The organism is Caenispirillum bisanense (assembly GCF_039523075.1).
Taxonomy (GTDB): domain Bacteria; phylum Pseudomonadota; class Alphaproteobacteria; order Rhodospirillales; family Rhodospirillaceae; genus Caenispirillum; species Caenispirillum bisanense.
Genome location: NZ_BAAAEP010000060.1, coordinates 1 through 25,252, shown reverse-complemented (window position 1 = coordinate 25,252; position 25,252 = coordinate 1). Strand labels below are relative to the sequence as shown.

Here is a 25,252-nt window from a genome sequence, read left to right as displayed (position 1 = left end):
TCCCTTCACCAGCCTCGCGCAGCTTACTGCCGACGCTGGGCAAGACATACAAGGGGCATGGTTCAAGGCGAAGGGGTGCTTGAAGAGGATCTGATGGGGTTGCCCTTGGAGCGGTTTCGGGAACGGCGAAGGGCGGTCCTTGAGGCGGAGCGAGAGCGGGAGGAGGCAGAGGTTCGGCGCCGGAGGGAGGAGGCGCGAAAGGCAGCGGAAGAGCAGGCTCGGGAGGAGGCCGTCCGCCTGCGCGAACAGTCCATCGCCCTGGCTTACGAATACCTTGGCGACGAGGAGGCTAACCGGTTCATGGCCGAACCGCTGCAATGCCTGAGCGGCCAGGCATTGGCTGAGATTGAAGGCGTCCTGCCGGGCCAAGTGGAGCAGATCATGCGGGCTCTGGCGGCGGAGTGTCGCCGGTTGGACACGATCCGGGCAAAGCAGCGACTCGCCGCCGATTGCCGCGGTCGCCTTGGTAAGGAGGTGGGAAGGCTCTTGCATCCGAGCGAGCAAATCTATGGCTTCATACGGCCCATCCAATGCTGCAAGGACGGCGTCCCTGGGACGTGGCTGTAGATGAGCATGCATTGAAGCGTTGCCTTGACATTCTGAGGACTGGTCGAAGGCGGCGCTAATAAACGCGGCCGGTCATGATCCTTAGCGCCCTCAGTGCCGGACGTCAGCGGCCTACGCCGCCGAACCTAATGAAGGCGTTCACCTCGGGCTCCCCTCGCGGCACCGGCAAACTTGAGCAATGCGCAATTTCGGTGGAACGGAATTCAAAGGCGCGTCAGATGCATGACGTTATGCTGCGGTAACCGGCTTAAGAGCATCGCCATTAATACTGCGCGTTTAGCCGCTCAACGAACCGCGCTGCGCGGGTCCTTTCATCCGCTGACCCGACAAGCCTGTCGAGGACAATATATGGACGCGGGCTGCTGCAAAGGGGCGGAAGGGGCACGGCGTGCCCCGTGACCGTTTTCAAGACAGCTTTTCCCTCAACATCACCGCCCGGATCCGCTCGTACCCGGACAAGTCTTCAAGCACCGGTGTTGCCGATATCGTGACACCATGCGCTAAAGTTGGAATATAAGATTCCCTCCAGCCGACCCGGTTGAGAATCCGAGTAAGCATGTATGGCGCGGACATGTGATTCTCAAATTTTTCCGCTGCTTCTTTCTCAGTCGCATAGAGCTCCTCACATTCACGATCAATCGCTACGTTGTTGCGGCAGAGCGCAAAAATATTATTATGGGCACTTCCAGATCGTAGATAATTAAGCAATAGGTCCGCCTCAACAACCAATACGCCTTCAACACTCGTAGAGCACCCGTAATGTTGGTTGGTGATGATGATCGGCAGCAGGGTCAACGCTGAGGCGGCTGTGTGTTCGATACCAAGTGCGCCTGCAATCACGTCGGGCCGCTCGCGAAGTGCGTCTGATTTGCGTTTTACTTGCAATGCCGCCCTCCTCAGTTTGTTCTCGAACCTCTTAGTTTCATGGGGGGCCAGAGGCATTAGGAAAAACTTGACCTCCCCAACTAGGCAGAGCCCGCCGAATGCCACAACTAAATCAACCTGCTCGTCGAAGGAGGCGGTGGCGGCAACACCGCTGGGGGCGCAGCTTGCGGTGGTGAATGTGCCATTCTCGGCGAGCGCGCGGGTAATTTTGGAGCGGTAGATGACTTCGTACCGATCACCCCGCGCAGCCGCAGGGTTATCGTCATTAATGCCTCCCTTCTCAAGCCATGCTTCCGCGCGCCTCTGAGTAATGCTGGTAGTGAGCACCGGCAAAGCTAGTAACACATCGTCCGTCCCAGGCACGTCTATAAGCGGAGCAGCCCATAGACCTTTATTTCCTTTCACCTTTCTCTTACCACCAGTTTGTGACGTGAAGGTTAGAAACATTGCAATCTCGCGAGACAATTCTGGAGATACGTGCAATGCTCTAGAAATGGCGCGCTCGACGGTGGCACGATTAATAGATAATGCCAGCCTTCTCGCCTCATCTGGACTGAGGGAGGAGGTGGAATGCGGCGGCGCCGGCAAGAGCAAATTGGCGATATCAAGAACAACATGCCAAGCCTCCAATAATAAATCGACTGAGATGTGCGGTGCTACTGGAAATGGGCTGTTCATGAAGTCTGAAACGTAGCTGCCCTGCAGCATATATTTCTCGTAGACGTACGCGGGCATGTTCTTAGACAGATATGGTATATGCCGCGTTTTTATTCTACCGTCACCAATAGCTACGACAGAACGCTTGCGAGCAAGTCGGCGGCGTTGAGAGGGAGTTAGGTGCCGCCATGAGAGCAGACTGGGCCAATTTATCAGCTTATCTTCAAAGCAGCGGCGCCAAGCGAATTTAGTTCGTTCCGAACTTTCATCGATTGGCCACCAGCAATATCGCCCCTTTTCGTCAACTTGAACCTGCCAGCCCTCGTGCCAGCAACGATTCCATAGTTCATTTAACATCTTGCGTTTGGAGTAGACTGTTATCGCTTGCGCTGCTGTTGGGGCAAGGTCGGCCATATCATGGCCGGCAGTTCCCGTGGAACGCGCAGCATCAAACAGCCAGCTTTCTGCGGCTTCAATTGCTGCGCCGATAAGGTCGGCAGCGGAGGCTTCCTGACCCCAAGCGGTAGGAATGTGCTGCGCGGTGACGGTGTCGAATCCAAGCGTGCCGCCTTCAAGCCCAGCCATTGCGCCTTCTTTGGCTACTTTGGCCACAGCTAGGTAGTGACGGTTGAGCGCAGATATTGCAAGTATCGTGCTCCACTCGGGACTGAGTGAAGACGATATCGGGCTGGGAAACGCGACTGTCGTTGCAGTGACCTCCGCGCCTATCCAGCGCGCCGCATCAAGGAGTAGCTGGTCGGCGGCTGTGGCATGCCCATCCGCAAAGACATGCTCCCACTCATTTATATCAAATAATGTTGAACTTGGCGGCTTCAGCTTGCTAACCGCCGCGGCGAAACGGGTATTGCGTTCGATCATATTAAAAACCTCAATAAATACGCTTCGATACGCGACACATTTTGTAGGCATTGTCAATGAGATATTATGGTGAATCGGTAGCGCACTTGGTCAAGGTCATTGATGAAAGCACGGTATTCGCCCAGATGGTCCTGCACTCAATGTCGCCCTCCCGCTCGAACCAATGGGTCGCGCCTGGGATGAGATCGAACGGGATGGGGTGGGTGGCCAGCGGATTATGGAACACTTCCAGCTCCTGGCACCAGACTTCACCCCACGGCCAGAGTGCCTTGTATTCGTCGCTGGAGACCGACAACTCGAAATCGATCGGCTCCAGCGCCCCCGGGGTTCGGTCGAAGAGGATGCCGCGCCGGATCATAGTCAGCCCGGGTGGGCGCCAGCCTGCAAGAAAGCCCATCCGGTTGAACTTGGCGAGGGTCGCCGCATTGCTGAAGATGACCGCTGACAGATGGGCGAAGTTCGGATCGCGAAAGAGCCCCACCGGGATTCCGTGCTTGCCGGTCAGGTTAGTAATCGGCGTCCCGAGCGCGCGGCGCCCCGCGCCTTCTCCTTCGATATCGGCGCGCAGCCCGTAGAGGTAGGTGGGCAGCGCCTCGCGGCTCCAGACCATTGAACCGGACTCGTGGAAATCTGCCAGCGCGAGGGCGAAGGAATGACCCTTCACATGGTCCAGTTCATGGTAGTTTCGCTGGAGCTTGCCCCGCAGCGTCTTGGCGAAGCGCGCGGCCGGACCTCCCATCAGGCGTTCGTTGCGGTCCTCCGGCGCATGCACCCAGTCACCGATCCCACCGGCGCGTGGAGTCTCGGAGTTCGCGGTCACCGCCTCGATCCAACACACGTCGCCATCCTTCTCGATCAGGAAGTCGGGCGAGACATGGTCTTGTTGAACTCTCAGGCCCTGCTCGCGGAAGCAGGCAAGCAGGTAGAGTTCGAAAAGTCGCGAGGCGAAGTTGCTGGTCTGAAAGTCTGAGACGAAATTGGCGTCGGGATTGGGAAGGGCGAGATAGCATTCGCCGATCGCCATGAGCGCCGGCAGATGGCTGATCGTGGTTGTCAGCAGATCAAATTCAGGGGATGTCCCACGCGGCCCCGCTTTCAGCAAGAGCGGCCGGCGCTTGGCGCCTGGCGGCAACGATTCTGGCGGATCGCCAGCGCGCATGCCAATACTGAGGCTGTTGAGTGTGGCCTCGGGGGTGGAATAAGGACCGCTTTCATCGACATTGACCCAGCGGTGATCGACGCGTCGGCGCAAGGCGAGGCTGGAAAAGGTCCCTTGCTCCGGATCAAAAAGGATGCAGCCGCTCGTACTGCCGCGACCAGCCTGATAGGCGCAGAATATCTGAGCGGGGTCGAAATTGGGTCCGCGTTCGAGTGACAGGGCATAGACCTCGAACTGGCGCTGGCTGATCGGCGTGAGCAGTCGTGGCTCACCGGTTGGGGCCATGGCCGGCCTCATGACCCTGCAGGTGGCAGGTGCGCCCATGCGACCCCATAGTCACGACGCCTCCGCTGCGGTTGTCTGGCGAGGATGTCGTTGGCTTCCCATCCGTCGCCCTGCCGGGTCGTCACGAACTCGCGGTCCCAGACGCCCCAGTTCGTGGGCAGTGGAACCTGCGCCAGGGGATTATGGACATAGGTGATCGGTCGGACTTGACGCAAGTGGTTGCCGAGGCCGACCCGTGACCAGATGACGCCCGAGATATCGGCGAAGCCCTCGTCGATGAAGGCCGTGCGCGGAATAGGATGACGCTCGCGGTGGATAAAGGGCGCGGCATGGAAGCCTTCTTCAAGGATATCGCCGCTGTCACGGTCAATGGTGATGAAGACGTCACCAATCGGGAACAGCGTTGTCATGATGAGAGGCAACGGCTGTTCGGCGAGATAGACGCCGAAGCGGCTGGCGCTGATCGCGATGATGCGGGTGTCTTCCGGCGCGATCACGCCCTGGGCGATGTAGCGGCGAATCTTCTGCGTCTTCGTCCAGAACGCCCCGGAGGTCCGAAGCTGCGCCTGGCGGATTGGCGCGGCAACGGGGCCGCCGCCCTCGTTGATCGGCGCGGGACGAACGATCTGGTCAGGACCAGGCGCGCCTTCGTCCGGTGTGATGGCCTCGATCCAGATTCGGCGACCATCTTCGACAACACACAGGTCCGGCTGTCCGCCGTCGCGTTGACGTTCGATGACGGGCAGCAATGTCCGCCCGGCCTCGAGCAGGGTGCAGCCCAGATACATTTCCCAGAAGCGCCCGTCGACGTCACGCGCGAAGCCCTGACGGAAATCTGGATCGGCATAGGGCTCGTAGCGCGACCACATCCCCTGCAGCAGGGCCCGAAGCTCTTGCTCAATTGGAAACTTGGCCGCCTTCAGGTTCTCGAAGGCAAGATCGAGATTGGCGCCGTCTACGTCGAAAAGGTCGCTCATGATCGGTTCGCCTCATGCCCTGCGCAGCATCCGCGGCACCTGCACACGGTGATAACCGCGGGAATGGACCTGCTGGCGGAGCTGCTTGATGTCGTGGACTCCAAAAGCGACGGCTGCCTTCAGCGGGCTGGCGAAGGTCGCATAGAAGGTCCATCGCGAGCCGGCGGGAAGCTTCGGGTTTTGCCGCCGGTCGGTAATGACGACGTCGCGCGGATCGCTGGTGTTGCGGAAGGCGTGGAAGGTGAACCAGTCGGGCCGGCGGTAGCGCGCCGCCTTGCTGAAGGGCACGGAATGAACCTTCACGTCGGTCTGGTCGAGCACCCAATCACGCTGCTCCAGGATCTGCCGGACCATGTGGCCGACCATCTGCTTGACGCGATCGGCGAGGACGTCCTCGCGGAATTCGGCGAGGAGCTGCTCCTCGATACCTTCGACGGCGGGCTTGCTCAGTTCCGACGCGGTTTCTAGGCGGGCGACGCTGTCGGCCTGCGTGAGAAAGCTCCAGATGCGCTGGCCCAGCTCGGAGTCATAGAGCGAGGCAAATTTGCCGGGGTTGTAGGTCAACATGAGCGTCCCTCCTTTACCGGGCAAATATGGACGGTTATAAGCTTATGTCAATGGCGGACGAAGGGCGTCCGCTGATTCTGTCGGGGAGGCTGCGTTGGATTTCGAAGATCTCGTGACGGCTTTGGCGCCGCCGCCGAACTGGGCCGGAAAATCGGACGGTCCGCACGAACGTCACCTCTACGAGGGCGCAGTCATGCTCGCCTACGCGATGCACCTGCTCCGCACGCAAGGCGCCCGGGACGTCCGCATCCATCCCGATGGTGAACACGGAAAGCAGTTCGATTTTGCAGCGTGGCTAGGTCGACGCGAGTTCACGAAGTTTTCCAGCCTCGGCAGTACGTCGTACGGCGGGGTCTACCGAAACTCCGCCGGGCAGACGATCACCGTCCACCCCAAGCCGGGGTTAGGCGATGTGGTCGCCGAAGTCGGCAATTGCGTCATTTCGGCCGAGTGCAAGGGCGGCATCATCAACACGCGGCATGCGGGGCAGGTCTCACGACTCTATCGCGGCCTATGCGAGACGATCGGGCTGCTGATGGCGACACCGTCGCAGGGCCGTCAGATTGCCGTGGTCCCGCTGACCGAGAGCACTCTGCGTCTGGCTGAGCGGCTAGCACCCCGTTGCGCGGTGGCCGGCATTGAGATCGCGCTTGTCGGCAGCTACGGCGAGGTCATGGAAGTAAAACCGCAGGCGGCTGGCGAACTAGCGGCGGAAAGGATCCCCTGATGAGCGAGGCGGCGACCGGTCCCAGCGGCGCGATGATATCCGCGATGTCGGAACTGTGGCGGCTGCATCCGCCGGGACCCGAGAACATCCTCGTGCATCCAGCCTTCGAGCGACTGTGTCAAGCCTGCCGCGAGGGCTATCCGACCGCCGGCAAGATGAGGCCGGGCTTTGCCCTGTCGGCTGCTTTGCGGGCTCTCGGCCTTCCTTGCAGCCTGCGGAAGGAGACGGCCCATCTGGGCCTGCCCTTCGAGGAGGCGGCAAAGGGCCTCGATGCCGCGATGCGGGCGACCAGCGCCAAACGCCTCCACCTTGTGCCGCTCGATCTTGCGGCTGGCCTGCCATCAATCGCGTTCGGCCCCCCGAAGGTGGGTCGGCTGACCGCTGAGGAACTGCGGATCCTCGTCGACGAGACCAGGCTGAAGCGGCTCTATCCGCGGCAGGATTTTGACGCTGAGCGATTCTCCGAGTTCCACTGGCTGGTGGTCGAGGAGACGGTGGCGCTCGACCAGGAACCAGAGGCGCGCGCCGTCCCGGTGCTCTTCATGGACCTGAGCCAGGACCTGGGGCAAATCGAACCCCATAAGGGACGGTTTCCCGGCGCGGTCGAGGATGCGCTGTTCTTCCTGCTGCTGGCGCCGTGGGAAAGCTGGTCGACGATGGCGGAGGTCGATTGGCGCGGCTTCCGCGTCCCGTGGGTCTACACCGTCGACAGCGATATCTTCGTCCGCCTCAACACGCCACCATCCCCGGATACGCTGAGCTGGGCACCTCGAATCTACGACGACGGCTACGGCGGGACTATTGAGGAGGAGTGGCCGGTCGAGCTGTGCCTGGACGACGACGTCGCAACCGAGTTGCCGGGATGGGACCACGGACGTTGGGCGATCGTCGAGCAGGCGAAGCAATCGGTTCTGTTCGACACGCCGATCACTCACTTCCTGGTCCGCGCGTTCCTGGCGGACGGCGTCGACGAATTCCTTGCGCATGTCACCGCAATCGAAGCTGCGCTGGGCCTGCGCGCCGACTATCAGAAGAACTTCCGGGTGGCGCCCGATCGCCACAAGGGAATGAGTCCCACGAAAAGGATGCGAGCGCGCGTCGCCGGGCTTCTCGGCGATCGCCGCTACGCTGATCAGTATGAGCAGCTTTTCGACGTGCGAAGCGCCTTCCTGCATGGCCGCGCGATGACAGCCATCTCGACGAAGGAGCGGGTGATGGCCCGCTCGCTGGCTCGGGAGGTGGTGGGAGCGCTGATCCTCGCCACCCAGGCTGGCCCCATTTCGTCCCGCGAGGTCTTTCTCGATGACCTCCTCGATAAGGGCGTGCCAATCATCTAGCCGGGGGGGTCCCGGGTTGAAAAGTGTCAGAAAACCGCATATATTTCTGACAGGAGAATGGCCATGCAGCGTTTGACCGAACAGATTCTTGAGCATGCAACGCGGCTACCGGAGGGCACGCCAGTTGCGGCTAAGGGCTTGCTTCACCTTGGCACTCGCGCCGCGGTGGATCAGGCCTTGTCGCGCTTGGTTGAGAGAGGGCAACTGATCCGGGCCGGACGTGGCGTTTATTTGCTGCCGGTCACGAGCCGGTTCGGCACCAGAGCGCCATCGGTGGAGCAGGCGGTCGAGGCGCTCGCCGCTCAGCGCGGCGAGGTTATCGTCTCGAGTGGCGCGGCCGCTGCCAACAGCCTCGGCCTTACGACGCAGGTGCCGATCCGGTCGGTTTATCTGACGTCGGGGCGCACCCGGAAGATGAGCATAGGCAAGCAGGTCGTCGAGCTTCGCCACGCTCCTCGCTGGCAGCTCGCCATGGCCCATCGGCCGGCGGGACAGGCGGTGCGAGCCCTTGCCTGGCTCGGACCGGAGAAGGCCGAGCGCGCCCTCCAGACTCTGAAGCGAAAGCTTCCGCCCGCCACGTTTAATGAGCTGGTGGCAGCGGCTCCTCAACTTCCGACCTGGCTCGCGCGCAGCGTGGGGAAAGTCGCGCATGGCTGACGCGTTCCTCCTCCTCTCCGCCGAAGATCGCCGGGAAGCGCTGAGCGTCGCCGCCGACCGCCTGGGCCGTCCAGCGCACCTTCTCGAGAAGGATGCGTGGGTGGTGTGGGCACTAGCCACGCTCTACGGCTCGCCCTTGGGTGAACATCTCGTGTTCAAAGGCGGCACCTCGCTCTCGAAGGCCTATGGCGTCATCCGGCGGTTTTCCGAGGACGTGGACCTGACCTATGACATTCGCGCGCTCGCGCCAGACCTCGTCGGAGACAATGGCGCAGCACTGCCAAATACACGAAGCGAGGAAAAGCGGTGGACGAGCGCAGTGCGCGAGCGCCTTCCCCACTGGGTGGCGGGGGCTGTTCAGCCCGTAATCGCCGAAGCGCTGGTGGGTCAGTCCCTATCGGCGGTGATCCGGGTCGATGGCGAGAAGCTCTTCATCGACTATGAGGCTACGACGGCGGGCTCAGGCTATGTCGCCCCGAGCGTCATGCTTGAATTCGGCGCGCGGTCGACGGGAGAGCCGGCAAGCCTGCGCGATGTCACCTGCGATGCGGCCGGCCAAGTGGATGGCGTAGTCTTTCCATTCGCACGGCCGCGGGTCATGCATGCCGAGCGGACCTTTTGGGAGAAGGCGACCGCCATCCATGTCTTCTGCTTGCAAGAACGACTTCGGGGTGACCGTTTCGCGCGGCATTGGCATGACGTAGCGCGTCTCGATGAAGCCGGCTTTGCGGCCACCGCTGTCGCAGATCGCGACTTGGCCGATGCTGTGGCCCGTCACAAGGCAATGTTTTTTGCCGAGAAGGCCGCCGACCGATCGGTGATCGACTATGCAGCGGCCGTGAACGGTGGCTTGCAACTCGTCCCAGACGGCGACGGCGCAAAAGCTCTCGCAGAAGATTATGCGCGGATGGTCGACGACGGGCTCCTCCTGGAGGAAGCTGAGCCTTTCGACGCGCTCATGGAACGCTGCACAGACATTGCCGCGCGCGCCAACAGCGCGGCAGGATAAGAAAAGGGGCTGGGGGGGCCTATGTACATTTCCGAAATCTACGCGAGCGGCTTCCGGTGCTTCGAGCCTACCGCTCCTCTGCAGCTGAAACTCTCACCCGGTCTCAATATTCTGGTGGGGCCAAACGACGCCGGAAAGAGCGCGATCATCGACGCTGCCCGATACGTCGTCTGGACACGCGGCGACGACTATCTCCGCCCGGACGAACACGACTTCCACGTCGACGCCCATGGCACACGGGGGTGTGACTTTATCGTGCGGTGCACTTTCGACGACCTCAGCGTGGATGAAGAAGCCAGGTTTCTAGAATGGTGCACCAACGAAAAGGGCAAGCTTCGTTTGCACGTCTGCATGCGGGGGGCGCGGCGGATTTCGCCTGGCGGCGGCAGCATCATTTCCAGCCAGCACCGCGCTGGCGCCGAAGGCGAAGGCTTGCCCCTCGACGGGGAACTGCGTGAGTATTTGAAGGCCACCTACCTCAAGCCTCTTCGGGACGCTGAGCGGGAGATGCGGGCGGGGCGTCGATCACGTCTGTCGCGCATTCTCGGCGCGATGCCCACGATGGGGCCCCAGAGCAAGCCAGCCGCTCCCGGTGCCAACGATACGCTTCACGACACGCTTGCCGCCGCTGACGCAGCGGTCCGCGGTAACGCTGCCGTACAGAGTGTCTCTAGTAGCGTGAATACCGGTTTTCTCGACAAGCTATCGTTCGTGGATGATCGCCTCGTTGCGACGCTGGATCTCGGCGCTGGCGGGTCGTTCGATCAGATCCTGGAACGGTTCGAGCTCTATCTTAATGCCAAGGTCGGCACCGAGCGCGTACAGCGCGGTTTAGGCTACAACAACCTACTGTTCATGGCGGCCGAGCTGTTGTTGCTTCAGTCGCATCCCGATCAAGTGCCGTTTCTGCTGATCGAAGAGCCGGAAGCGCATCTGCATCCGCAGCACCAGACGCTCTTCATGGAGGTGCTTGCGGCCCGAGCCGCCAAGCCCGACGCCGGCAAGGACGAGACTCATCAGCAAGTCCAGGTCCTGCTCACCACCCATAGCCCCCAACTCGCCGCTGGCGCCGAGCTTGAGGCCATGACGATGATCGTCGGTCACCGGGCCTTTCCCCTGGGCGAGGCCCATACCCGGCTCGAAGCTGACGATTATGAATTCCTTCGTCGGTTCCTCGACGCGACCAAGGCCAACCTTTTCTTCGCCCGTGCGCTAATTGTCGTCGAGGGCGACGGCGAGCACCTGTTGCTGCCAGCAATCGCTGAGAAGCTCGGCCGTCCACTCAGCCGCCACGGCGTGTCGATCGTCAATGTCGGCCACCGCGGTCTGTTCCGCTACAGCCGGATTCTGCAGCGTAAGGCCGGGAACGCGATCCCGGTGCCAGTGGCACTGATCCCCGACAGGGACATTCCGCCGCCCGAAGCGAAAAACCTCGTCGGTGCCCGCAAGACCGAAAACGAGTTGACCCAGAACGAGATCGCAGCGCGGCTGAATACGCTGCGGCGCGACGCCGGAGACCCCGTCGACGCTTTCATCGCCGATAGCTGGACGCTGGAATTCGATCTCGCGCTCCGGCCCGAGCTTGCCGAGAGCGTTCACCAAGCGGTCCAACTCGCCAAGACCAGCAGTCGTAAGCCCGAGCGGCTAGCGAAGATCGTGAAGAAGGCCAGCGACACCTATGCAGGCTGGAAAAAGGCAGGGCACTCTGCCACGGAGATTGCCGTCAAAATTTACCAGCCGGTCCACGACAAAGAGGCCTCCAAGGCCGAGGTCGCCGAGCAACTCGCTGCCATACTGCGCGAACGCACCGATACGCCGGAGCAGATGCGAGTCTGGCTCCCTCCTTATCTGGTGCGCGCGATCGACTACGTGACGGGCGGCTACGTCCCTGGGGCACCGGCGATTGCTCCTGATTATGAGGCGGATGCGGAAGACGAAGAGATCGGGGTCGCCGGGATGGAAGGCGCGGCGGCGGTGGAGGCGTAGCGTCATGTTCGAGATCCTGCCGCTCACGCCCGAATTGCTTGCCGAACTTGGCGACGAACTGGGCGGCTGCGATTTCACCGACCCGAGCCAGACCGACTTCCTGGCGAAGGCTATCCCATGTGACGTCCAGGCGGCGCCTGGCAATGGCAAGACGACGCTGCTGGCGGCGAAGCTCGCGCTGCTTTCGCGTAACTGGCTGACCCGCAGGCGGGGCGTCTGCGTGATCTCGCATACCAATGCCGCACGGACGGAGGTCGAAGACTTGATCGCCCGTCATCCGACTGCGGCGCGGCTGATGTCCTATCCCCATTTCATCGGCACGGTCACGGCTTTCATCAACCAATATCTTGCCTTTCCCTATCTCCGGGGCTTGGGTTGGAGCGTGCGCCAAATTGATGACGACGCTTTCGCGGCCGAGGTGCTGCGACGTTATCCAAGCTGGGGCGTACTCGATAGTTTGGCCAAGAATCCGAAACTCAAGCTGAAGCGACGGCTCGAGGATTGGATAGCTCACCTGGATCTCGATCCTGCCTTCACTGATGACGCGATATCCCCTTCATCGTTGGCAGTGCGCCGGCGTAAGGGGCAGCACGGTGCCGATACGCCTTGCGGGGAAAGCATTGGCCCAGCTCAAGGCCTCCATAGTCAAAAGCGGGCTCTATCGATACGCTGACATGACCGCGCTCGCGTGGCGCGCTCTCAGTGAAAACCCGGCTCTTGTCGAGCGGCTTCGCGATCGCTTCCCGCTCATCATTCTTGATGAGGCGCAGGACACCCATGGCGAACAGCTCCGGCTGCTGGAGCACGTTTTCAAGCAGGACGGGGCCGCTTTCCAACGCCTCGGGGACAGCAATCAAACCCTCTACGAGGACGATGGAGCTGCCCCGGCCTATTGGACGCCGGGTCCGGGTTGCATCCCTCTTGATACGAGCCGCAGGTTCGGCGCGGAGATCGCGGGCATTGCAAGCCGGCTGACAACACGTCAGGCTCAGACCATTGTGGGCTTGGGCATACGGCCCGCGACGCGGGTGCTGTTGCTGTTCGACGAGGGTACGATCGGCAGGGTTCTCGGAGCCTTTGCCGAAGAAGCTCGCGCGCTGTGGGGTGACGACTGCGACGCACGCGACGTTTGGGCGGTCGCATCGCGCCACAATCTGCCTGGCAAGAAGGGGGCTTGGCAGCCGAAGAGCTTGGTCGATTATCATCCCGCATATCCCAGCGAAGGCGGGTCTCGCGGGAAGACCAACCTCCTTTGCCGGCAGCTTCAAAAGGCTGCAATACACCATGCTGCCGGGCGCCCTCCCGCAGAGGTCGGCGAGATGCTCGCCGTCGGAATTTCCGGCTTGGCGCGCGCCCACGGCTGGAAAGCCGCTAATGATCGACCGATTACTGCGCACAATATCTGGGCGGCTCTAGCGCATCGTGACTTGGCCTTGCCGCGGGCAATTCGCCGATTGCTCCGGGACAATGTCCTTGCTGGCGACGCGGTGTGGGACGAGGCGGCATGGCTGACGTTCTTGAAACAATTGCTGCCGCTCTTCAGTCCTTGTCCGCAGGGTGCTGATGCGGAGATCGCGGATCTCTGCAGCTTCGTCGCCGAACAAAAGGCCGATCTTGCCGACCTCGAACGCCGCTCCACGAAGCAGGTGCAGTTTGGCGAGCTCAAATTGCGACTGGGATCGATCCATTCGGTAAAGGGTAAAACTGTAGACGGAATTCTCGTCGTCGAGAGCCAGATATGGAAGGGAAGTGAGCACTGCATCGACCTAACTACGGTGCTTCCCCGTGCTTTTGGCGTTACCGACCAGCCATTTAAAGGGGTGGAACTCACCGCCGCGACAAATGTCTTCGTGGGCGTGACCAGGCCGCGGGAGCTGCTTGGGCTCGCGCTACGGAAATCCGAAGCGACGCAGCTGGTAGGACCTGCTACGGACCAGGGGTGGAAAATCATCGATTTGGTCCCGCAGCCTGTGCTCTAAACTTCCAGCGACAGATCCACGTGCTGTCATCCGGCGAATCGGCCGCCCGTCACGCGACAGGAGGGGGGGGGGAACCGGCATGATCTACCCGCGACGGGCGCTCCAGAGGCGGCTCAACGAGCTCCGCGAAGTGCTCAATGGAGAGGCAGTCGATAAACTCGCTGGGCGTCTCAACCGGCCCGGCAAGGACCGTCTGGCAGCGATGTGGGAGGTGGTCGTCCTGCATGGCTTGTCGAAATGTGGCACCCTCCGCAACGAGGTGGCACTGGCCTCCGGGCGACGGCCCGATGTCGGTTTTTCGCAAGGGGCCCTGCGGTTCACCGCCGATGTGACTACGGTTTCTGACGAAGGGCTCGATAACGCCAATCCCTATCATGAGTTGAGCGATCTGATCGAAAAGGCCAAAAGGAAACTCAATCTCCCGATCGGCGGTCTCCATCTGGCTGTCAGGGCCAGACACGATCACACGAATCGAGGCACGCGCACGGTGCTGATGCTGCCGCCGCGCAGAAAATTGCATGAATTCGTCCACCGGACGATCATCCCGCAGCTGCGCGAGCAGATGGACGCAGGAAGGCAGGTGCTCCGTCTCGCCATCGATGACGGCGATATCGGTGTCGATGTTACGATCGATCCGGCAAAGTCGCCGTATAGCTCGGGCAGCTTCGCGGCCTATGACGTACCCAAGATCAAGGATCGTAATCCCCTCTATTATGCGCTCAAGGACAAGGCCGATCAGCTCCGAGGCGCAGATGGGCTCATCGGAGTGATTGTTGGGGATGGCGACTGCGCCGCGCTCTCAGGCTGTCCGGCGAGTTGGGACGCGGTGTCGAGCGGGCAGATCATCGCCGAGTTCTTCCGGCAATTCGCCTCGGTCGATTTCGTCCTGCTGCTAAGCGTTCGCGAGACAGGAGGCGGCTGGGGTAATATCGCGCCGCCGATGCGCCTAAACGATGCTAGCCTCCATGTGCGGAACAGGTGCGACGCCGGCCCAGCCTTGGCCAACTTGTTCCGCGCGATGGTCGAGTATTTCCCCAAGCCTGCGATGATGCCGGTCAATGCCGCCCTTCGGGCGCAGGAAGACGACTATCACCTCGGCCATCATGGAGGGTATGAGATGTCTGAGTCCAAGGTGCGGATCGGCCTGCGCGAGTTTACAGAGATTTTCGCGGGGCTGCGGACGCTTCAAGACAACGGTGCCAAGAATGTCGAGGCGGCACGCAAGTTCCCTCAGGAGCCGAACCGGGTGCAGGCGATCATCATGCGCAATCTGCTGGCGGGCCGCCTGCCAACGTCGATCGAGATCATCAAGACCGACGAGAATGACAATGACGACTGGGTCGAAATCCGTTTCAACGACATTGATCCCGCCATCGCGCCACTTCGATAGTGCAGGCGATGTTCGGTGTAGCGGCAAGCATGGGTAATGCGGAAATCTGGCTCCCTAGCCGGCAGCCCCGACACTGTTAATCATCTGGCGCGCACCGGATCAGGCGTTACGTGGACAGGGGAGGCGTGGCCGCCTAACGGGCCCTTTGGGCTGCCGGTGCGGGCGTCCGTTTTCGAATGCTGCTCCGATCCCCAGCCAGTGTAAACGGGCTAGTTCGGTAGCGCAGACGTCTAGCCCCGTCCACGCATGCGTGGTGCCGTTTTTTCCGTGATTTTTCCGTAAGAACGCGGGAACTCCTCAAGAGATCTCTGTAAGCCTTTGAAAAAGCTTGGAGCGGGTGAAGGGAATCGAACCCTCGTCGTAAGCTTGAAAAGGGGACGGCTGGCGATGCCGCCGGGTTCCGCGATGATCCCTGGCGGCCGCCCCGACGGTGTCGTCAGACCACCCGGAAGTTCTTGAACTGCCAGGGGTCGTCGGTGTCCACGTCCTCGGGGAAGAGGACGCCGCGGTCCTGCAGCGGGGTCCAGTCGCCATAGGTGCCGGCGACCTCGCCAAGGTAGGGCTCGGCGATGTCGAGGATGCGGCGGAAGTCCAGTTCCTCCGGCTCCACCACGCCGCGCGCCGGGTTCTCCAGCGCCCACACGAGGCCGCCCAGCACCGCCACGCAGACCTGCAGCGAGGTGGCGTTGTTGTAGGGCGCCAGGGTGCGCGCCTGGCGGATCGACAGGCGCGAGCCGTACCAGTAGATGCCCTTGGCGTGGCCCATGAGCAGCACGCCCAGCTCGTCGGTGCCGGCGACGATCTCTTCCATCATCAGCCGCTTGCTGTCCTGCATGTGCCAGTTCTTGCCGGCCAGTTCATGCACGCTGATCACGGCGTCGTCGCAGGGGTGATAGGCGTAGTGGACGGTCGGCCGGAAGGTCACCGCCGCGCCGTCGCGCACGGTGAAGAAGTCGGCGATGGAGATGGCTTCGTTGTGGGTGATGAGGAAGCCGTGGAACGGGCCTTCCTTGGGGGTCCAGGTGCGCACGCGGGTGGAGGCGCCGGGACGCATGAGGTAGATCGCCGCATCGCAGCCGAAGTCGTGGCGGCGGCCGTCGGCCGGCAGGGCCTTCTCGTGGGTGCCCCAGCCCAGTTCGGCCGGCTGGCAGCCCTCGCCGACGAAGCCGTCGATGGACCAGGTGTTGACGAACTCGCCCACCTTCTTGTGGACGTGACTGGCCTGGGTGTCGCGTTCGGCGATGTGGACCACCTTGACGCCCAGGTCGCGCATCAGCGCCCCCCAGCCGGCCCGGTCGGCGGGCGCCTCCACCGGGCGGCCGGTGTCGCGGGCGATGTCGAGCAGCGCCTGCTTGACGAAGTGGGTCACGAGGCCCGGATTGGCGCCGTGGGTGATGACGGCGGTGGGCGAGCCGGGGCCGTGGCCGTTGCGGCGCTGGGTCAGCGCGCTTTCGCGCAGGGCGTAGTTGGACCGCTGCGACGGCGTCAGCGACGTGTCGGTATAGCCGCCGGCCCAGGGCTCGATGCAGGTGTCGAGGTAGAGGGCGCCGCGCTCGCGGCACAGCTCCATCAGCGCCACGGACGACACGTCCACCGACAGGTTGAGCAGGAAGTCGCCGGCCGCCAGCAGCGGCTCCAGCACCGCACGATAATTGTCGCGGGTGACCGGCTCGATCACGAAACGGATGTCGTTGGCGCTGGCCACGTCGCGGCCGCGTTCCTCCGCCGTCACGATGGTGATGCGGCCGGGGTCCATGTCGACATGGCGCAGGATCAGGGGCAGGACGCCCTGACCGATGGAGCCGAAGCCGAGGATGACCAGACGGCCGGGAAACGTGACGTGCTTCATGCGATCCCCCTGTCGAACGGTGGCGCCCGCCGAATGCGGCGGAGGGACGGCCCGCGCCTGGGGCGGGCGGTGCGCTCTCGAATACGGGATCGCGCAGGGGGGTGCAAGATCGGCGTGGGCGATGTCTTAAATCGGTAACACGTGCCGACGCCGGTCAGCCGCCCGCGCTTTCCGGCCGCAGCCGCCCCAGCACCACCGCCGCCGCCGCCACGCCGGCGGTCCAGCGGGTTTCCAGGGCGTCGGCGGAGTAGTCGTAGAGCCGCGCCCCGCTCTCGGCGCCGGAGTGCCAGGCGATGTCGATGCGCTCCAGCCGCGGCCCCTGCGCCAGCCCGCGGGCCCGCCTGGCGGCGGCGGCGGAGGCGGCCTTGGCCGGCAGCAGGGCAAGCACGTCGCGCAGGGCGGCGCGCAGGGCCTCCTCGCGGTCGGCGGCGTCGCGCAGGTGGCGGGCGTGGTTGGCGAACAGGATCTCCTGCCGCCGCACGATGGCCTCGGTGATGCTGTGGAACGGGTGGCCGTGGGCGCTGAACGGGTCGATGGTGACGCACCAGCCGGCGATCTCCGGCTCCCGCAGCAGCACGTCGAGCGGCAGGTTGGAGGTCAGGCCGCCGTCGCCGAGGGTGCGGCCGTCGATCTCCACCGGCTTGAACTCGGGCACCATGGCGCAGCTGGCGGCGATGTGCTCGGCGGTGACGGGGGCGCGGGCGGTGTCGAACAGCACCTCACCGCCGGTTTCCAGGTCGACGGCCACGGCGGTGAAGCGGATGCCGCCGTCGTTCAGGCGCCCGAAGTCCACCAGCCGGGCGAGGCTGCGGCGCAGCGGCGTCAGGTCGTAGAGGCCGACGGTGCCCATGGGGGCGGCGATCATGCCGGGGATGGTCGGCACGTAGACCGCCGGGTTGCCGGCCAGCATTGACAGCGCCTGCCCCGCCGCCCGCGAGGCGGCGCCGGCCCACAGCGGCAGCGTCGCCTGGGCCCAGAACTCCTCCAGCGCGGCGATGCGCCGGTCCGGCGGGTTGCCGGCGATGAGGGCGCCGTTCACCGCCCCGATGGAGGAGCCGACGATGCGGTCGGGGTTCACGCCGCCGCGCAGCAGCCCGCAGCAGGCGCCGGCCTGGAAGGCGCCGAGGGCATTGCCGCCGCCGAGCACGAAGGCGACGGAGCGGTCGGAAGGGCTGGTGTCGGTCATCGTCTCTCGCCGGGTCTGTCGCGGGGCGGGGCACCTGCCCCGCCGGAAGACGCGGGGCGGGCCGTCGGCGTTGCCGCCGAACCGCCGCAGCGGGCAGGCGTTGGCACGGCAAGGGATCTTCCGCCGCACCCCAGCCAGAGGAGACGACCCATGGACGTCACCCGGATGATCGCCACCCACCCCGACGTGAACGGCAACGTCAACGCCGCCCTCGCCCGCGCCCTGGAGGAGATGGCGTCCTGCGCCCTGACCTGCACGGTCTGCGCCGACGCCTGCCTGGCCGAGGACATGGTGGCGGACCTGCGCCAGTGCATCCGCCTCAACCTCGACTGCGCCGACGTCTGCGCCGCCGCCGCCGCCCTGGCCGGCCGCCGCGCCGGCTCCAACGAGGCGGTCCTGCGCCTGATGCTGGAAACCTGCGCCGAGGCCTGCCGCCGCTGCGGCGAGGAATGCGGCCGTCATGCCGGCCACCACGAGCATTGCGCCGTGTGCAGCGAGGCCTGCCGCCGCTGCGAGGCCGCCTGCCGCGAGGCAGCCGCCTCCATAACGCCGTAACCGGAAAGGAGTCGCCATGGGGCGCAGCGCCTACGTCAACCGCATCGCCACGGCGGTGCCGCCGCACGAAGTCCACGGCAAGTTCCGCCGCTTCGCGCCGCAGCTGATCACCGACCCCCGCGCCCGCCGCCTGTTCGAGCGCATGGCGGAGCGGTCGGGCATCGAACGCCGCCATTCGGTGCTGGAGCCCCATGCCGACGACCGTGAACTGGAGGCCGGCGGTCGCTTTCCGCGCGGCGCCTTCCCCGCCACCAAGGCCCGCATGGCGCTGTGGGAGGACCACGCCCCGGCCCTGGCCGCCGCCGCCGTCGAGCGGCTGGCCCTCGGCCCCGACGAGCGCCCGACCCACATCATCGTCACCACCTGCACCGGCTTCCACGCCCCGGGCATCGACATCGACCTGATGCAGCGCCTCGGCCTGCCGGGCGATGTGGAGCGGACGGTGATCGGCTTCATGGGCTGCTACGCCGCCATCAACGGCCTGAAGACGGCGCACCACATCGTGCGGTCAGAGCCGCAGGCGCAGGTGCTGCTGGTCAACATAGAACTGTGCACCCTGCACATGCAGGAAACCGACGACCTGGAGGCCCTGCTGTCGTTCCTGCTGTTCGCCGACGGCTGTGCCGCCTCGCTCATCACCGCCCGGCCGCAGGGGCTGGAGATCACCGGCTTCCATGCCGCCGTGGTGCCCGACAGCGACAGCCACATCACCTGGCGCATCGGCGACGGCGGCTTCGACATGGTGCTGTCGGGCGAGGTGCCGACGGTGATCGGCCGCGGCCTGCCGGCGGTGATGGACGACCTGCGCCGCCGCTTCCCGCAGGAGGTGCGGCTGTGGGCGGTGCATCCCGGCGGCCGGTCGGTGCTGGATGCGGTGGAGCGCGGCCTCGACCTGCCGGCGGAGGCGCTGGCGGCATCGCGGGCGGTGCTGCGCGACTACGGCAACATGTCGTCGCCCACCGTCATGTTCGTGCTGCAGCGGCTGATGGCGGAGGCAGAGGCGGACGCGGAGGCGGAGGGCCGGGAGGATGCCGCCGACGGCCTCGCCATGGCCTTCGGCCCCGGCCTCACCGCCGAATGCATGGCCTTCCGCACGGTGCCCGGCCATGGCTGAGGCCCTGGCCGCCCGCGCCACGGCCCTGGAACTGATGGACACCGAGCAGGTGCCCTTCGCCGAGTTCGAGGAATGCCTGCGCCACCTGGCCGCCATCAACCGCTGGACCGGCGCCTACCGCCCCACCCTGCGCTGGCTCGACCGGCTGGTGCGCGAGCGGGGGGCGACTGCGGCGGCAGCGCCGCTGACGGTGCTCGACGTCGGCTTCGGCTATGGCGACATGCTGCGCCGCATCGCCGCCTGGGCGCGGCGCCGGGGGGTGGCGGTGCGGCTGATCGGCGTCGATCTCAACCCGTGGTCGGCGGAGGCGGCGGCGCGGGCGACCCCGGCCGGCCTGCCGATCCGCTGGGAGGTGGGTGACGTGTTCGGCTGGCAGCCGCAGGAGCCGGTGGACGTGGTCATCAGCGCCCTGTTCACCCACCACCTGCCGGACCCCGACCTCGTCCGCTTCCTGCGCTGGATGAGCCGTCGCGCCCGCTGCGGCTGGTTCGTCAACGACCTGCACCGCCACCCGCTGTCCTACCACACGGTGCGGGCGGCGGCGCGGCTGCTGCCGGTCAACCGCATGGTGCGCCACGATGCGCCGCTGTCGGTGGCGCGCGCCTTCACCCGCGACGACTGGCGCCGGCTGCTGGCCGAGGCGGAACTGCCGCCGGGCCGGCTGACGGTGGAATGGCGGTTTCCCTTCCGCTATGGCGTCGGGTGGCGGCGATGACGGCGCCCGATGTGCCCCCGGACGTTGTGGTGGTCGGCGGCGGTCCGGCCGGCAGCGCCGCCGCCATCCATCTCGCCTCCGCCGGGGTGCGGGTGACGCTGCTGGAGCGGACGCGGGCCGCCCACGACGTCGTCTGCGGCGAGTTCCTGTCGGCCGGGGCGCAGGCCCATCTGGCGGCGCTCGGGGTGGCGGTGGCGCCGCCGCTGGGGGCGCCGATCCGGCGGCTGCGGCTGATTCGCGGCACCCAGGAGGTGGAGGCGCGGCTGCCCTTCACCGCCCTCGGCCTGTCGCGCCGGGTGCTGGACGAACGCCTGCTGGAGCGGGCGCGGGCGGTGGGCGTGACGGTGCGGCGCGGCGTCACCGTGCGGGCGGTGGAGCCGGGGGCGGCGGTGCTGGCTGACGGCAGCCGGGTCACCGCTGGCGCCGTCTTCCTCGCCACCGGCAAGCACGACCTGCGCAGCCACCGCCGGCCGGCCGGCATCCACCCCGGTCTGGTCGGCCTCAAGATGCGGCTCGACGGCGGCGGCGACCGGCGGGAGCGGCGCGACGGCGGCGCCATCGACCTGCTGCTGTTCGATGGCGGCTATGCCGGCCATCAGCCGGTGGGGGCGGGGCAGGCGACCGTCTGCCTGCTCGTCACCGCCGACCGCTGGCGCCGGCTCGGCGCCTCGTGGCCGCGGCTGATGGCCGACCTCGCCCGCACCTCGCCCCGGTGGCGGGACCGGCTGGGGGCGGCACGGCCGCTGTGGCAGCGGCCGCTGGCGGTGGCGGGCCAGCCCTACGGCTTCCAGGCGGTTGCCGGGGATGCGGACGGGCCGCTCTACCGCATCGGCGATCAGGTGGCGGTGGTGCCGTCGTTCTGCGGCGAGGGCATCGCCCTGGCGCTGCACTCGGCGCGGCTGGCGGCCGACTGTTTCCTCGCCCACGGGGCCGACACCGCCCCCTACTACGCCGCCGCCGCCGAGGCCTTCGGGCGGGTGCGGCCGGCGGCCTGGGCGTCGCGGGCGCTGGAGCAGGCGGCGGTGACGGCGGCGGCGGTGCAGGCGGCGGCGCTGGCGCCCCGGCTGCTGACGGTTCTCGCCCGCTCCACCCGCCTCGCCTGAGGCGGCGGCGCCTGCTACCATGGCGGCGGCTGAGCCAACTGGGGCGGACCGCTGCTGCCATGATCCCCGACGACCCCGGCCGGCGCGTTCTGGCGCCGCGCCACCGCTATTATGCCGGCGCCATCGTGGCGGCCCTGGTCGGCATCTTCATCGCCGTCAACATCCCGAGCGTCCTCGGCCAGGCCGGCAGCCGCGCCAAGGCGCCCATCCGGGTCGGCGTCATGCATTCCCTCAGCGGCACCATGGCGGTCAGCGAGCGCGCCGTTGCCGATGCCACCCTGCACGCCATCGCCGAGCTGAACCGCGCCGGCGGTGTGCTCGGGCGGCCGGTGGAGGCCATCGTGGTGGACGGCGCCAGCGACTGGGACACCTTCGCCCGCGCCGCCGAGACGCTGATCGTCGAGCGCAAGGTCTCCGCCATCTTCGGCTGCTGGACCTCGGCCTGCCGCAAGACCGTGAAGCCGGTGTTCGAGAAGCACGACCAGGTGCTGTTCTACCCGGTGCAGTACGAGGGGTTGGAGCAGTCGCCCAACATCGTCTACACCGGCGCGGCGCCGAACCAGCAGATCATCCCGGCGACCAAGTGGGCGCTGGACAACCTGGGGCGCCGCATCTACCTCGTCGGCTCCGACTACGTGTTCCCGCGCACCGCCGGCGCCATCGTGCGGGCGCAGGTGGCGGCGCTGAACGGCGCGGTGGTGGGCGAGGCCTACCGCCCGCTCGGCGATACCGACTTTGCCGCCGTCGTCGCCGACATCAAGGCGGTGCGGCCGGACGTGGTGTTCAACACCATCAACGGCGACAGCAACATCGCCTTCTATCACGCCCTGCGCGATGCCGGCATCACGCCGGCCGACATCCCGGTCATGTCCTTCAGCCTGGCGGAGACCGAGGTGAAGGCCATCGGCCCGGCGCTGGTGCAGGGCGATTATGCCGCCCGCAACTACTTCCGCACCATCGACACGCCCGAGAACCGCGCCTTCCGCTCCGGCTTCCGGCCGCGTTACGGTGACGGTACCACCACCACGGCGCCCATGGAGGCGGCCTATTTCGGCGTCCGCCTGTGGGCGCAGGCGGTGACCGAGGCTGAGTCCGACCTGTTCCGCGACTACCGCGCCCGCCTGCTCGGCCAGTCGCTGAAGGCGCCGAGCGGCATCATCTACCTCGACCCCATCACCCAGCACACCTGGCGGCCGGTGCTGATCGGGCGGGTGCGCGGCGACGGCGACTTCGACATCGTGTGGTCGAGCGGCCGGCCGGTGCGGCCCATCCCGTACCCCGGCCTGCGCTCGCGGCCGGAGTGGCAGGAGTTTCTGGAAAGCCTCTACGACGGCTGGGGCGGCCAGTGGGCGGCGCCCGGCCCGCAGGCGGAGGGCGGCACATGAGCGGCGGCAGCGTCCGTTTCTCGCTGGCGGCCGAGATCGGCGCCATGTTCGTGCTGCTTGGCCTGCTGCCGCTGATGGTGGTGGGGTGGAGCTACTTCATGTCGGCGGAACGCCAGCTGCGGGCGGAGATCCAGCAGTCGCTGGCCGCCGTCGCCGACGCCAAGGTCGGCCGCATCGAGGCCTACGCCAACGACCGCCTGCGCGACGTGGTGGCGCTGTCGAGCATGCCGGCCATCGCCGATGCCATGACCGCCTTCGCCGCCGCCGGGGCCGATGCGCCCTCCGGCGGCGTTTCCGGCCCCGGCTGGCGGGCGGCGGCGGCCCAGTACGAGCCCATGCTGCGCCACCTGCGCGAAAGCCTCGGCGCCTATGACCTGTTCCTCATCGACCCGGATGGCGCCGTGGTGTTCACCGCCATCCGCGAGGCCGACCTCGGCACCAGCCTGATCACCGGCGATTACCGCGACACCACCCTCGCCAATGTCTTCGACCTCGCCCGCACCCTGCTGGAGCCGCACGTTTCCGACTTCACCTGGTATCCGCCGTCGAGCGACATCGCCAGCTTTTCCGCCGCCCCCATCCTGCGCGACGGGCGGGTGATCGGGGTGGTGGCGCTGCAGATCGACAAGGCCGACCTGTTCCGCATCGTCAGCGACTACTCCGCCCTCGGCTCCACCGGCGAGACGCTGGTGGCCGGCATGGCGCCGCGCGGCGACGGCATCGACCTCTACGGCCCGGTGCGCTTCCCCGAGGCGCTCGGCAGCCTGCGGCTGGCGCCGGAGGATGCCGCCGGGCGGCCGTTCCGCCTCGCCCTCGGCGGCAGCCGCGGGGTGGGGGAGATGGTGGACTACCGCGGCGAGGCGGTGCTGGCGGCGTGGCGCTACCTGCCGTCGTTCCGCTGGGGGCTGGTGGTGAAGGTGGACGTGGCCGAGCGCATGGCCCCCATCGACCGCCTGCGGCTCACCGGTCTGGCCGTGGTGGCGGTGGTGCTGGTGCTGATCGGCACCGTCTCCGTCCTCATGGCGCGCGCCATCACCTCGCCGGTGCGCGAGCTGGAAACGGCGACCCGCCGGCTGTCGCAGGGGGTGCTGGAGGAAGTGGAGCCGCACACCGGCGCCTGGGAACTGACCTCGCTGGCGCACGCCTTCAACGACATGGCGCGGCGCATCCACGTCTACCAGACCGGCCTGCGGCGGCTGGTGGACGAGCGCACGGCCGAACTGACCCGCGCCAAGGAACAGGCGGAGAGCGCCACCCGCGCCAAGACCGAGTTCCTGGCCATGATGAGCCACGAGCTGCGCACGCCGCTCAACGGCATGCTCGGCATGGCGGAACTGCTGCGCCCGCGCGTCGCGGCGGACCCCGAGGCGGCGCGCTGCCTGCACACCATCCAGGTTTCGGGCGCGGCGCTGACCGACCTGCTGAACGACGTGCTCGACATCACCCGCATCGAAGCCGGCAAGCTGGACTTCGCCGATCGCGCCTTCGCCCCGGCGGCGCTGGTGGAGGCGCTGGAAGCCCTGCTGCGGCCGACCGCCGAGGCCAAGGGCCTGGACCTGCGGGTGAGCGTCGCGGCCGACGTGCCGGCGGCGGTGTCGGGCGATCCGGCGCGGCTGCGGCAGGTGCTGCTCAACCTGCTCGGCAATGCGGTGAAGTTCACGGCGGCGGGGGAGGTGTCGCTGACGGTGACGGCACCGGCGGCCGACCGCCTGCACTTCGCCGTCGCCGATACCGGCCCCGGCCTGCCTGCCCACGGCCGCGACCGCCTGTTCCAGCCGTTCAGCCAGCTGGAGGCCGGCGTGCGCCACGGCGGCGCCGGGTTGGGCCTTGCCATCTCGCGCCGGCTGGTGGAGGGCATGGGCGGCACCATCGCCTGCACCAGCGAGCCGGGGCAGGGGGCGTTGTTCACCGTCGACCTGCCGGTGCGGCCGGCGGTCGGCGTGCCGGCCGGCGGCGAGGCGGAGGGCGAGGCGGCGGCCACGGCCGTCCCCCTGCTGCTGCTGGCGGTGCTGGTGGTGGAGGACGACCCGGTGAACCGGCAGGTGCTGGGCGGCCTGCTGGCCCGCGACGGCCATCGCGTCGCCACGGCGGAAACCGGCGCCGCCGCCCTGGAGGCGGTGGGCCGGCAGCGCTTCGATGTGGTGCTGTGCGACCTGCGCCTGCCGGACATGGCGGGGACGGAGGTGGCGCGGCGCGTGGTCGCCGCCGGCGGTCCGCCGGTGATCGCCGCCACCGCCAACCTGATGCCTGAGGACCGCGCCCCCTGCGCCGCCGCCGCCACCCG

The 25,252-nt window shown here is 66.1% G+C and carries 21 protein-coding genes; 15 read left to right on the top strand and 6 right to left on the bottom strand.

What is annotated here, in order from left to right; genetic code table 11:
• Window positions 1–57 precede the first annotated feature (57 nt).
• Window positions 58–567 carry a hypothetical protein gene (locus tag ABD056_RS19795; RefSeq protein WP_343869579.1) on the top strand — a complete coding sequence of 170 codons (510 nt, stop codon included), beginning with the start codon at window positions 58–60 and terminating at the stop codon, window positions 565–567.
• Between the two features lie 405 nt (window positions 568–972).
• Here the strand turns inward: ABD056_RS19795 and ABD056_RS19790 are convergent, their stop codons facing one another.
• From ABD056_RS19790 to ABD056_RS19775, 4 genes are all read right to left on the bottom strand, one after another.
• Window positions 973–2,988, bottom strand: a complete 2,016-nt coding sequence (locus tag ABD056_RS19790; RefSeq protein WP_343869577.1) for a hypothetical protein — start codon at window positions 2,986–2,988, stop codon at window positions 973–975.
• Between the two features lie 64 nt (window positions 2,989–3,052).
• Window positions 3,053–4,432, bottom strand: a complete 1,380-nt coding sequence (locus ABD056_RS19785) for a hypothetical protein (protein ID WP_343869575.1) — start codon at window positions 4,430–4,432, stop codon at window positions 3,053–3,055.
• Between the two features lie 8 nt (window positions 4,433–4,440).
• Window positions 4,441–5,409, bottom strand: coding sequence for a hypothetical protein (locus tag ABD056_RS19780; RefSeq protein ID WP_343869573.1), 969 nt, complete (start codon window positions 5,407–5,409; stop codon window positions 4,441–4,443).
• 12 nt (window positions 5,410–5,421) lie between these two features.
• A complete protein-coding gene (locus tag ABD056_RS19775) occupies window positions 5,422–5,976 on the bottom strand; it encodes a hypothetical protein (RefSeq protein ID WP_343869571.1) in 555 nt (184 codons plus the stop codon).
• 94 nt (window positions 5,977–6,070) lie between these two features.
• Between ABD056_RS19775 and ABD056_RS19770 the strand changes: the two genes are divergently transcribed.
• From ABD056_RS19770 to ABD056_RS19735, 8 genes are all read left to right on the top strand, one after another.
• Window positions 6,071–6,703: a hypothetical protein gene (locus ABD056_RS19770; RefSeq protein WP_343869569.1), complete on the top strand. Its 633-nt coding sequence runs from the start codon at window positions 6,071–6,073 to the stop codon at window positions 6,701–6,703.
• Window positions 6,703–8,040 carry a hypothetical protein gene (locus ABD056_RS19765; RefSeq protein ID WP_343869567.1) on the top strand — a complete coding sequence of 446 codons (1,338 nt, stop codon included), beginning with the start codon at window positions 6,703–6,705 and terminating at the stop codon, window positions 8,038–8,040. The genes ABD056_RS19770 and ABD056_RS19765 overlap by 1 nt, the downstream gene beginning before the upstream one ends.
• 63 nt (window positions 8,041–8,103) lie before the next feature.
• The gene (locus tag ABD056_RS19760; RefSeq protein WP_343869564.1) at window positions 8,104–8,697 is read left to right on the top strand and encodes a DUF6088 family protein; all 594 of its coding nucleotides are present in this window, start codon (window positions 8,104–8,106) and stop codon (window positions 8,695–8,697) included.
• Window positions 8,690–9,706, top strand: a complete 1,017-nt coding sequence (locus ABD056_RS19755; RefSeq protein WP_343869563.1) for a nucleotidyl transferase AbiEii/AbiGii toxin family protein — start codon at window positions 8,690–8,692, stop codon at window positions 9,704–9,706. Before ABD056_RS19760 ends, ABD056_RS19755 begins: the two co-directional genes overlap by 8 nt.
• 21 nt (window positions 9,707–9,727) lie before the next feature.
• Window positions 9,728–11,692 carry an ATP-dependent nuclease gene (locus tag ABD056_RS19750; protein WP_343869561.1) on the top strand — a complete coding sequence of 655 codons (1,965 nt, stop codon included), beginning with the start codon at window positions 9,728–9,730 and terminating at the stop codon, window positions 11,690–11,692.
• Window positions 11,693–11,696: 4 nt separating this feature from the next.
• On the top strand, window positions 11,697–12,365 hold the full coding sequence (locus ABD056_RS19745) for a hypothetical protein (RefSeq protein ID WP_343869559.1): 669 nt from the start codon (window positions 11,697–11,699) through the stop codon (window positions 12,363–12,365).
• Window positions 12,286–13,671: a UvrD-helicase domain-containing protein gene (locus ABD056_RS19740; protein ID WP_343869557.1), complete on the top strand. Its 1,386-nt coding sequence runs from the start codon at window positions 12,286–12,288 to the stop codon at window positions 13,669–13,671. Before ABD056_RS19745 ends, ABD056_RS19740 begins: the two co-directional genes overlap by 80 nt.
• A 79-nt stretch (window positions 13,672–13,750) precedes the next feature.
• On the top strand, window positions 13,751–15,061 hold the full coding sequence (locus ABD056_RS19735) for a hypothetical protein (RefSeq protein WP_343869555.1): 1,311 nt from the start codon (window positions 13,751–13,753) through the stop codon (window positions 15,059–15,061).
• A 436-nt stretch (window positions 15,062–15,497) separates the two neighbouring features.
• Here the strand turns inward: ABD056_RS19735 and ABD056_RS19730 are convergent, their stop codons facing one another.
• Together ABD056_RS19730 and ABD056_RS19725 are read right to left on the bottom strand one after the other, a co-directional pair.
• Window positions 15,498–16,910 (bottom strand): homospermidine synthase, encoded by a 1,413-nt coding sequence (locus ABD056_RS19730; protein ID WP_343869553.1) that lies wholly within the window; start codon window positions 16,908–16,910, stop codon window positions 15,498–15,500.
• A gap of 154 nt (window positions 16,911–17,064) precedes the next feature.
• Window positions 17,065–18,096 (bottom strand): patatin-like phospholipase family protein, encoded by a 1,032-nt coding sequence (locus ABD056_RS19725; protein ID WP_343869551.1) that lies wholly within the window; start codon window positions 18,094–18,096, stop codon window positions 17,065–17,067.
• A 150-nt stretch (window positions 18,097–18,246) separates the two neighbouring features.
• On the opposite strand from ABD056_RS19725, the gene ABD056_RS19720 reads away from it, so the two are divergent.
• The 6 genes from ABD056_RS19720 to ABD056_RS19695 all read left to right on the top strand — a co-directional run.
• Window positions 18,247–18,651 (top strand): four-helix bundle copper-binding protein, encoded by a 405-nt coding sequence (locus ABD056_RS19720; RefSeq protein ID WP_343869550.1) that lies wholly within the window; start codon window positions 18,247–18,249, stop codon window positions 18,649–18,651.
• 16 nt (window positions 18,652–18,667) lie between these two features.
• The gene (locus ABD056_RS19715) at window positions 18,668–19,765 is read left to right on the top strand and encodes a type III polyketide synthase (protein WP_343869548.1); all 1,098 of its coding nucleotides are present in this window, start codon (window positions 18,668–18,670) and stop codon (window positions 19,763–19,765) included.
• Window positions 19,758–20,480, top strand: a complete 723-nt coding sequence (locus tag ABD056_RS19710) for a methyltransferase domain-containing protein (protein WP_343869546.1) — start codon at window positions 19,758–19,760, stop codon at window positions 20,478–20,480. The genes ABD056_RS19715 and ABD056_RS19710 overlap by 8 nt, the downstream gene beginning before the upstream one ends.
• 11 nt (window positions 20,481–20,491) lie before the next feature.
• A complete protein-coding gene (locus ABD056_RS19705) occupies window positions 20,492–21,583 on the top strand; it encodes an NAD(P)/FAD-dependent oxidoreductase (RefSeq protein WP_343869544.1) in 1,092 nt (363 codons plus the stop codon).
• 59 nt (window positions 21,584–21,642) lie between these two features.
• The gene (locus ABD056_RS19700; RefSeq protein ID WP_343869542.1) at window positions 21,643–22,968 is read left to right on the top strand and encodes an ABC transporter substrate-binding protein; all 1,326 of its coding nucleotides are present in this window, start codon (window positions 21,643–21,645) and stop codon (window positions 22,966–22,968) included.
• Window positions 22,965–25,252: hybrid sensor histidine kinase/response regulator (locus ABD056_RS19695; protein WP_343869540.1), on the top strand; the 2,288-nt coding region annotated here is incomplete at its 3' end. The genes ABD056_RS19700 and ABD056_RS19695, both read left to right, overlap by 4 nt.